Here is an 8421-nt window from a genome sequence, read left to right as displayed (position 1 = left end):
TCCCCCACCGAAGTGGGTTCATCGTTCGACTTGCATGTGTTAAGCACGCCGCCAGCGTTCGTCCTGAGCCAGGATCAAACTCTCCGTGAATGTTTTCCCGTAATCGGGACGACACCACGAGAGCGGTGCGATCGGGAGGAATAATCCCGGTCGCACACAGCGTCCTCGCTGTGTGCCTTCCATTGGAAGGACTTTTCAAAGGAACCTCGCCATCCGAAGATGGACGGGGTATCAACTAATCTGGCGTTGATTTTTGGCACGCTGTTGAGTTCTCAAGGAACGGACGCTTCCTTTGTACTCACCACCAGAGACTCTCTGGGGCTTTCCTCCGGGCGCTTCCCTTCGGTGTTTCCAACCTTACCAGATTCTTTTTCCGTTCCGTTTCCGGTTCGGATTCAGTTTCCAGTGGCCGTTGGAGGGCCTTTGCCTTTCGGCGCTCCATCACTTTAGACCATTTCCGTGGCGACTCATAATCGAGCCGCTGGAATGAATTCCGGCATGCCGGAACTCGAACCCATTTGGGAGACGATCTTCGGTGGTGGATGGCTGCGTCCAGGGGGCACAGATGGCACGCCCTGCTCTCGCAGCTCGGTAGACATTAGGCGCTTGCGTGGCGCAAGTCAAGCCCCCCTCTCAAGCCCTCCTCCGGCGCGGGACGTGGGCGCGGTACGGGCTCACTGTGGGGTCGCCGTCGATCCAGAAGCGCCAGGGGTGGGTGGCCCCGTCGCCGCTCACTCCGGTGCGGGGGCCCGTGCTGACCTGGTCGGCGGGTGTGGGGGTGCCGGTCAGTACGGAGAGGGGCGACTCGGGGCCGGCGCAGGCGTCGGTGCCGTCGAGGGTGCGGTCGACGTCCAGGGCGGTGGCGAGACGGGCGGGGCCTTTGGCCAGTTCTCGATCGTTCCGGGCCGTGGCGCGGCGCTTCCGGGCCAGCTCGTGACCGGTCCGGATCTCTCCGGCGCGGAGGAGGACACCGCTGGCGTGGCCCTCGGGGCCGCACACCAGGTTCAGGCAGTGCCACATGCCGTAGGTGAAGTAGACGTACGCGTGACCGGGCGGGCCGAACATGACCGCGTTGCGCGCGGTGCGTCCCCGGAAGGCGTGGGAGCCGGGGTCGGCCTCGCCCGCGTACGCCTCGACCTCGGTGAGGCGGAGCTCGATGGGTCCGTCGTCCGTCATCCGTACGAGGACGCGGCCGAGGAGGTCCGGTGCGACCTCCAGAACGGGTCGGTCGAAGAAGGTGCGCGGGAGCGGCGTACGGTCGGGGCTCTCGGTCATGTCGTACGAGCGTAATGGGGGACGGGCTACGGTCGTGGCGCGTTTCCGTCGCGTACGGGAAGAAGCAGAAGGACGAGAAGGAGCGAACATGGGGTTCAAGAAGCTGCTCGCGAGCCTGGGTGCGGGGGGTGCGTCCGTCGAGACGGTGCTCACCGAGGCGAACGTCGTGCCGGGCGGGGTCGTCCAGGGCGAGGTGCGGATCCAGGGCGGCACGGTGGACCAGCGGATCGAGGCCCTGTCGGTCGGTCTGCAGGCGCGCGTCGAGGTCGAGGGCGGCGACCAGGAGGTCAAGCAGGACATCGAGTTCACGAAGGTCCGGCTCGGCGGTGCCTTCGAGGTCAAGGCCGGGGCGGTGCACGTGGTGCCGTTCGGGCTGGACATTCCGTGGGAGACGCCGGTCACGATGATCGCCGGGCAGCACCTGCACGGGATGGACATCGGCGTGACGACCGAGCTGGAGATCGCGCGGGCCGTGGACTCGGGCGACCTGGACCCGATCAACGTCCACCCGCTGCCGGCGCAGCAGGCGATCCTCGACGCCTTCATCCAGCTGGGCTTCCGCTTCAAGAACGCGGACATGGAGCGCGGGCACATCCGCGGGACGCGGCAGCGGCTGCCGTTCTACCAGGAGATCGAGTTCCTGCCGCCGCAGCAGTACCGGGGGCTGAACCAGGTCGAGCTGTCCTTCGTCGCGGACGAGCGCGAGATGGACGTGGTGCTGGAGATGGACAAGAAGCCGGGGCTGTTCAGCGAGGGCAGCGACTCGTACCGGGCGTTCAAGGTGGGGCTGAACGACTTCCGGAACACCGACTGGGTGGCGTACCTCAATCAGTGGCTCGCCGACGTCGGTGGACGCCGCAACTGGCTCTAAGGTCGGTGCGGAAGGCTGAGCGCCGAAGGCTGAAGGCTGAAGGCTCGAACGACCGAAAGGGAGGTTCACGCGTGGCAGAGGGGAAGAGGGCGCCGCTCCCTCACGACTTCCATCCGCCGGTACCGTCGTTCACGGTGGTGAGCAAGGACATCGCGCCGGGTGCCGTGCTGGCGGACGCGCAGGTCTACGCCGAGGGGAACACCTCGCCGCATCTGCGGTGGGAGGGTTTCCCGGTGGAGACGAAGAGCTTCGCCGTGACGTGCTTCGACCCGGACGCGCCGACCGGGAGCGGTTTCTGGCACTGGGTGCTGTTCGACATCCCGGCGTCCGTCACCGAGCTGCCGGCGGGTGCGGGCGGTGGGGCGTTCGAGGGGCTGCCCGAGGGGGCGGTGCACGTACGGAACGACTACGGGTCGCGTGACTTCGGCGGGGCGGCGCCGCCGGCCGGGGATCCGGCGCACCGGTACGTGTTCACCGTGTACGCGGTGGACCAGGAGAAGCTGGGGCCGGACGCGGACGCGTCGCCCGCGGTGGTCGGGTTCAACCTGCGGTTCCACACGCTGGCGCGGGCTCAGCTGATCGGTGAGTACGCGGCTCCCGCGGAGTCCTGACGTTCGCTCGTTGTTTGCCCGCTTCTGGTCTTGGAGAGATCAGAAGCGGGCATTTTTTATTGCGTTGTCCAACCCGGCCGGCCCGGCCAGAGTTGATCCAAGCCCGCCAGGGGGTGGGCCGGCACACGGGAGGTGGGCGAGCAATGCGGGACACGCTGGTACTGAATGCAAGCTTCGAGCCGCTGTCGACGGTGACGCTCAACCGTGCGGTGGTGCTGGTGTTGCAGGACAAGGCCGTCGTCGAGCAGTCGCATCCGCGTCTTCGTGTGCGTGCGGCGGCGGTTGAACTGCCGGTACCGCGGGTGATCCGGTTGTGCCGGTATGTCCGGGTGCCCTTCCGAAGACAGGCGCCGTGGTCGCGGCGGGGTGTGCTGGTACGGGACCAGCACAGGTGCGCGTACTGCGGGAAACGCGCGACGACCGTGGACCACGTGGTGCCGCGGGCGCAGGGTGGTGGCGACAACTGGCTGAACACGGTGGCGTCCTGCGCGGAGGACAACCACCGCAAGGCGGACCGTACGCCGGAGCAGGCGGGCATGCCGTTGCTGTTCCAGCCGTTCGTACCGTCGCCGGCGGACGCGATGCTGCTGGCGTTGGGGGTACGCGACCGGGCGGAGTTGCCGGAGTGGCTGGCGACGCAGGCCGCGGCCGCTTGAGCGAGCGCTCGGGGGCGTCCCGTTCGCCGTGCGAAGAGCCCGTCTCAGTCCGAGGCGGGCTTCGTGCGCGTCGGGCGCAGGACGAGGTCGCCGCCGCAGTTGGGGCAGATGTGGTTCACCGCCGTCGTACAGGGCTCGCAGAAGGTGCACTCGTAGCTGCAGATGTACGCGGTGCCGGTGGCGGAGACGGGTCGCTCGCAGCGTTCGCAGAGTTGGCGCATGTCCAGTGCCATGTGGTCATCCCCGGGTGGTGAGTTGGATGATCGCGACGATACCCACGGCGATGATCAGCGCGCGGAGGGCGGTCGGGGGCAGGCGGCGGCCGACCTTGGCTCCGATCTGGCCGCCGATGGTGGAGCCGACGGCGATGAGGAGGACGGCCGTCCAGTCGAAGTGGGCGACGAAGAGGAAGAACAGCGCGGCGATGGTGTTGACGACGGCCGCGAGGATGTTCTTGACGGCGTTGAGGCGCTGCAGGGTGTCGTGGAGCAGCATGCCCATGAGGGAGAGGTAGATGATCCCCTGGGCGGCGGTGAAGTAGCCGCCGTAGACGCTGGCGAGGAGCAGGCCGACGAAGAGCGCCGGGCCGCCGGCGGGGTCGCCGGTGGCGTCGCCCTGGCGCTCGCGGCGTCGCTGGACGGCCCGGGAGATGCGGGGTTGCAGGATGACCAGGACGAGGGCGAGCGCCACGAGGACGGGGACGATCGTCTCGAAGGCGGTCGCGGGCAGGAGCAGCAGCAGGATGGCTCCGCAGAGTCCGCCGATGGCGGCGGCCGTGCCGAGGCGCAGGATGCGGCGGCGCTGGCCGGTGAGTTCGGCGCGGTAGCCGATGGCGCCGCTGATGGAGCCGGGGATGAGGCCCAGGGCGTTGGAGACGGTGGCGGTGACGGGCGGGAGGCCGGTGGCGATCAGCACCGGGAAGGTGATGAGCGTGCCGGAGCCGACGATGGTGTTGATGGTGCCCGCGCTGATGCCGGCGGCGAAGACGGCGAGCATCTCCCAGATCGTCACGCTGTGTCCTCGGCCTTCGTGCATGATCGGTGCTTGATGCACTGATCATGCACGAAGGGAGGGCGCGTCAGTCGACCGGGGGCTCTTCGCGGCGCTGCTGCGGCGGCTGCTTGGCGATGCCGGAGCCGCCGTTGCCGCCGCCGTTGCCGCCGTGGCCACCGTTGCCACCTGTGTTGAAGCCGGGAGTGCCGTTGCCGATGTTGCCGAAGGCACCGGAGAGGCCCTTGAGTGCGTCGCCGATCTCGCTGGGGACAATCCAGAGCTTGTTGGCGTCGCCTTCGGCGATCTTCGGGAGCATCTGGAGGTACTGGTAGGAGAGCAGCTTCTGGTCCGGATCGCCGGCGTGGATGGCCTCGAAGACCGTGCGGACGGCCTGGGCCTCGCCTTCGGCGCGCAGGGCCGCGGCCTTGGCCTCGCCCTCGGCGCGCAGGATGGCGGACTGCTTCTCACCCTCGGCGGTCAGGATCTGCGACTGGCGGATGCCCTCGGCGGTGAGGATGGCGGCGCGCTTGTCGCGGTCGGCGCGCATCTGCTTCTCCATCGAGTCCTGGATGGAGGTCGGGGGCTCGATGGCCTTGAGCTCGACGCGGTTGACGCGGATGCCCCACTTGCCGGTGGCTTCGTCGAGGACGCCGCGCAGGGCCGCGTTGATCTCCTCGCGCGAGGTGAGGGTCCGCTCCAGGTCCATGCCGCCGATGATGTTGCGGAGGGTGGTGACGGTGAGCTGCTCGATGGCCTGGATGTAGCTGGCGACTTCGTAGGTGGCCGCGCGGGCGTCCGTCACCTGGTAGTAGATGACGGTGTCGATGTTGACGACCAGGTTGTCCTGGGTGATCACCGGCTGGGGCGGGAAGGGGACGACCTGTTCGCGCAGGTCGATCCGGTTGCGGATCGAGTCGATGAACGGGACGACGATGTTGAGGCCCGCGTTCAGCGTGCGCGTGTAGCGGCCGAAGCGCTCCACGATGGCGGCGCTGGCCTGCGGGATGACCTGGATCGTCTTGATCAGGGCGATGAAGACGAGCACCACCAGGATGACCAGGACGATAATGACTGATGGCATCGTGTTCCCCGTGTCCTTCGCTGCCGCGGTTGCTTTCGGTGATCGAGTTTCCCAGACGGCGGGGGGTGGCGTGCGCCGTTCTGCGGGGTTGACCGGGTTCCGTCACATGTCAATGCCGCACCATGCGGATGTCGCACGCCTCGTGCGCCGTTGTCCCTCGGTGACGTTCCCTCACATGACCACGGCGGTCGCTCCGTCGATCTCGGCCACGTCCACCTGCTGTCCGGGTTCGAAGACCTGGTCGGCGTCGAGGGAGCGGGCGGACCAGACCTCGCCGGCGAGCTTGATCCGGCCGCCGTTGCCGTCGACCCGTTCCAGGACGACGGCCTGGCGGCCTCTCAGCGCGTCGACGTTGGTGACGTGTTCGGGCCGGCCGTCGCGGTGGCGTGCGGCGATGGGGCGTACCACCGCGATGAGCGCGACGGAGACCACCGCGAACACCACGACCTGGGCGACCACGCCCAGGCCGAGGGCCGCGGTGAGGGCTCCGGCGATCGCGCCGACGGACAGCATTCCCAATTCCGGCATCGCGGTCAGGACGAGTGGGATGCCGAGTCCCACCGCGCCGATCAGCCACCAGACCCATGCGTCGATGTCCACATCGTCATGGTAGGACCGGGGCCCGGTTCCCCGACAGGGCGCGGTGGACGGCGGGTTGACCTACGAGACCGGCTTACGGACCCGGTTAGGGGACCGGCTGACGGGGCCGGTCTACGAGAGGGGCAGGCCCTGGGCCGTGTAGCGCTCGCCGACGTGCTCGACGACCAGGGGCAGGCCGAAGCAGTGGGAGAGGTTGCGGGAGGTGAGCTCCGTCTCCATGGGGCCGGCGGCGAGGACCTTGCCCTGACGGATCATCAGGACGTGGGTGAAGCCCGGCGGGATCTCCTCGACGTGGTGCGTGACCATCACCATGGAGGGCGCGTACGGGTCGCGGGCGAGGCGGCCCAGGCGGCGGACCAGGTCCTCGCGGCCGCCGAGGTCCAGGCCGGCGGCCGGCTCGTCGAGGAGGAGGAGCTCGGGGTCGGTCATCATGGCGCGGGCGATCAGCGTGCGCTTGCGCTCGCCCTCGGAGAGGGTGCCGAACCGGCGGTCCAGGAACTCGGTCATGCCGAGGCGGTCGAGGAAGGCGCGGGCGCGCTGCTCGTCGACGGCGTCGTAGTCCTCGCGCCAGGTGGCGGTCATGCCGTACGCGGCGGTGAGGACGGTCTGCAGGACCGTCTGGCGCTTGGGCAGCTTGTCGGCCATGGCGATGCCGGCCATGCCGATGCGGGGGCGCAGCTCGAAGACGTCGACCTTGCCGAGCCGGTCGCCGAGGACGGTGGCGGTGCCGGCGCTCGGGAAGAGGTAGGTGGAGGCGACGTTCAGGAGGGTGGTCTTGCCGGCGCCGTTGGGGCCGAGGATCACCCAGCGCTCGCCCTCCTTGACCGACCAGGAGACGTCGTCCACCAGAGCACGTCCGTCGCGGACCACGGATACGTCCACCAGCTCCAGTACATCGCTCATGAGCGCGTTGTCTCCCCTATGCGGTCTGTCGGGTCTTGTGGTCGCTCGCACCTGTGGGCGCGGCTCCCAGGGGAAAACCTACGCCACCGCTGCGGCGGGGCGGTCGTTAGGGGCGGTTCGGGGCGGTGGCCCGGGGGTGCCGGGGCCAGTGCCTAGGGTGGGGGCATGCTTTCGGAACCACGTTCAGGACGGTTGGCCGCATGGGGGAACGCCCTGCTGGCCGGGTTGGTCTCGCCCGACGAGGCCGTGCTCGCGATTGTCGGGGACGACGCGGTGCACCGGGTGGAGGGGCTCCCGGGCGAGGCGGGGCCGGTCGGGCTGACGCTGGCGCTGGGGCGGCTGCGGGCGCTCGGGGTGACCGGATGGCGGGTGGCGCTGCCGGCGCCGGGGCATCCGCTGGGGCTGAGCGGGCCGCCGGAGTTCAACGCGCGGGCGCTGGAGGCGGAGGAGGCGGTGGTCGGGTACGGGGCCGGTTTCGGCCTCGTACCCGAGGTGTACGAGGCGGGGCCGGCCGGGGACGTGCACGTCGAGGTCCTGTGGCACTGCCTGCCGGTGCGGGAGGCTCCGCCGGCGGACGTGCCGTCGCTCGGGGAGGCGGAGCGGGAGCTGGCCGAGGCGCTGCGGGAGGCGACGGTCGTGCTGACGCGGCTGGACGTGGCGGCGTCGGGGCCGGTGGCGGAGGCGGCGCTGGACGCGTACCGGGCGCGGGCGGAGGTGGGGAGCGAGGTGCTGGCGCCGGGGTATCCGCCGCGGGCGGTGCGGGTGCTGGAGCTGGCGCAGCGGGTGGCGTTCCTGGTCTCGCTGGCGTACGGCAACGGGCACGGCGGCGCGGTGAGCGCGTCGGAGATGGCTGCGCGGACGGAGGCGCTGCGCCCGGTGGAGCGGGTGGCGCGGCGGGCGCAGGTGGCGGCGTTCAACGCGTACGTGGAGGAGCGTGAGCGCGGGCGGGGGTGAGGCGCCTGTGTCCGGCGGCCCGGCCCCCGGCTGAGGCACTGTGCCGGGGGCCGGGCCTCGGCGGGCGCGCCTAGCGCTAGGGCGCGGGGGCGGGGGCCCGAGCCGGGGCGGGCGGGGAGCCCCGCGTAGGGCCGGGGCTGGGGCCGGGGTGGCATGGCGACGGCCCCCAGGTGGGGGCTGGGGGCCGTGGGGTGAGAAAGCCGTCAGTGGTTGACGGACGTGTTGCCGAAGGCCGGGTTCAGCGCGCCGATCACGTTGACGCTGTTGCCGTTGACGTTCACCGGGACGTGGACCGGGGCCTGGATCAGGTTGCCGGAGCCGACGCCGGGGGAACCGACGGCGGCGCCGTCCGCGTGCGCGCCGGAGGTGGCGGACGCGGCGCCCGCGGCGGCGGCGACCAGCCCACCGGCGAGCAGGGTCACGGTGGCGGCCTTCTTCAGGTTCTTCACTTCTGGAATCCTCCGTTGGACATCGCTG

General features: G+C 69.9%; 11 protein-coding genes and 1 rRNA gene. 4 read left to right on the top strand and 8 right to left on the bottom strand.

Going from position 1 to position 8421, the window contains the following annotated elements; genetic code table 11:
* Positions 1 to 90 (bottom strand): 16S ribosomal RNA (locus AC07FJ_RS04885); the annotation flags it as partial.
* A gap of 543 nt (positions 91 to 633) precedes the next feature.
* Positions 634 to 1275 (bottom strand): DNA-3-methyladenine glycosylase, encoded by a 642-nt coding sequence (locus AC07FJ_RS04880; RefSeq protein ID WP_479045189.1) that lies wholly within the window; start codon positions 1273 to 1275, stop codon positions 634 to 636.
* An 88-nt stretch (positions 1276 to 1363) separates the two neighbouring features.
* Between AC07FJ_RS04880 and AC07FJ_RS04875 the strand changes: the two genes are divergently transcribed.
* The 3 genes from AC07FJ_RS04875 (at position 1364) to AC07FJ_RS04865 (ending at position 3413) form a co-directional block, all read left to right on the top strand.
* A complete protein-coding gene (locus tag AC07FJ_RS04875; protein WP_361415100.1) occupies positions 1364 to 2146 on the top strand; it encodes a sporulation protein in 783 nt (260 codons plus the stop codon).
* Positions 2147 to 2217: 71 nt separating this feature from the next.
* On the top strand, positions 2218 to 2757 hold the full coding sequence (locus AC07FJ_RS04870) for a YbhB/YbcL family Raf kinase inhibitor-like protein (RefSeq protein ID WP_468293368.1): 540 nt from the start codon (positions 2218 to 2220) through the stop codon (positions 2755 to 2757).
* Between the two features lie 143 nt (positions 2758 to 2900).
* Positions 2901 to 3413: an HNH endonuclease gene (locus AC07FJ_RS04865; protein ID WP_361415096.1), complete on the top strand. Its 513-nt coding sequence runs from the start codon at positions 2901 to 2903 to the stop codon at positions 3411 to 3413.
* 44 nt (positions 3414 to 3457) lie between these two features.
* Here AC07FJ_RS04865 and AC07FJ_RS04860 read toward each other — a convergent pair whose 3' ends face one another.
* The 5 genes from AC07FJ_RS04860 to AC07FJ_RS04840 all read right to left on the bottom strand — a co-directional run bounded on the left by AC07FJ_RS04860 (position 3458) and on the right by AC07FJ_RS04840 (position 6990).
* Positions 3458 to 3646 carry a DUF1272 domain-containing protein gene (locus AC07FJ_RS04860; RefSeq protein WP_479045187.1) on the bottom strand — a complete coding sequence of 63 codons (189 nt, stop codon included), beginning with the start codon at positions 3644 to 3646 and terminating at the stop codon, positions 3458 to 3460.
* A 4-nt stretch (positions 3647 to 3650) separates the two neighbouring features.
* Positions 3651 to 4424, bottom strand: a complete 774-nt coding sequence (locus tag AC07FJ_RS04855; protein ID WP_479045184.1) for a sulfite exporter TauE/SafE family protein — start codon at positions 4422 to 4424, stop codon at positions 3651 to 3653.
* Between the two features lie 67 nt (positions 4425 to 4491).
* Positions 4492 to 5487 (bottom strand): SPFH domain-containing protein, encoded by a 996-nt coding sequence (locus tag AC07FJ_RS04850; RefSeq protein WP_468293357.1) that lies wholly within the window; start codon positions 5485 to 5487, stop codon positions 4492 to 4494.
* A 171-nt stretch (positions 5488 to 5658) separates the two neighbouring features.
* Complete coding sequence (locus AC07FJ_RS04845; protein ID WP_361415088.1) at positions 5659 to 6087, bottom strand: NfeD family protein; 429 nt, start codon at positions 6085 to 6087, stop codon at positions 5659 to 5661.
* A 111-nt stretch (positions 6088 to 6198) separates the two neighbouring features.
* The gene (locus AC07FJ_RS04840) at positions 6199 to 6990 is read right to left on the bottom strand and encodes an ABC transporter ATP-binding protein (RefSeq protein WP_479045181.1); all 792 of its coding nucleotides are present in this window, start codon (positions 6988 to 6990) and stop codon (positions 6199 to 6201) included.
* Positions 6991 to 7155: 165 nt separating this feature from the next.
* Between AC07FJ_RS04840 and AC07FJ_RS04835 the strand changes: the two genes are divergently transcribed.
* Entirely contained in the window at positions 7156 to 7944 is a 789-nt protein-coding gene (locus tag AC07FJ_RS04835; RefSeq protein ID WP_479045179.1) for a hypothetical protein, read from the top strand.
* A 203-nt stretch (positions 7945 to 8147) separates the two neighbouring features.
* Here AC07FJ_RS04835 and AC07FJ_RS04830 read toward each other — a convergent pair whose 3' ends face one another.
* Positions 8148 to 8393 (bottom strand): chaplin, encoded by a 246-nt coding sequence (locus AC07FJ_RS04830; protein WP_361415082.1) that lies wholly within the window; start codon positions 8391 to 8393, stop codon positions 8148 to 8150.
* Positions 8394 to 8421 lie beyond the last annotated feature (28 nt).

It is taken from the genome of Streptomyces sp. NPDC045998, from assembly GCF_056430285.1.
Note: the sequence above shows the minus strand (reverse complement) of the source record. Positions and strands in the feature narration are given on the sequence as shown.

Excerpts from the sequence above, each read along its gene's own strand:
- AC07FJ_RS04880 (WP_479045189.1), bottom strand. The coding sequence starts at position 1,275 with ATGACCGAGAGCCCCGACCGTACGCCGCTCCCGCGCACCTTCTTCGAC.
- AC07FJ_RS04875 (WP_361415100.1), top strand. The coding sequence starts at position 1,364 with ATGGGGTTCAAGAAGCTGCTCGCGAGCCTGGGTGCGGGGGGTGCGTCC.
- AC07FJ_RS04865 (WP_361415096.1), top strand. The coding sequence starts at position 2,901 with ATGCGGGACACGCTGGTACTGAATGCAAGCTTCGAGCCGCTGTCGACG.
- AC07FJ_RS04860 (WP_479045187.1), bottom strand. The coding sequence starts at position 3,646 with ATGGCACTGGACATGCGCCAACTCTGCGAACGCTGCGAGCGACCCGTC.
- AC07FJ_RS04850 (WP_468293357.1), bottom strand. The coding sequence starts at position 5,487 with ATGCCATCAGTCATTATCGTCCTGGTCATCCTGGTGGTGCTCGTCTTC.
- AC07FJ_RS04840 (WP_479045181.1), bottom strand. The coding sequence starts at position 6,990 with ATGAGCGATGTACTGGAGCTGGTGGACGTATCCGTGGTCCGCGACGGA.
- AC07FJ_RS04835 (WP_479045179.1), top strand. The coding sequence starts at position 7,156 with ATGCTTTCGGAACCACGTTCAGGACGGTTGGCCGCATGGGGGAACGCC.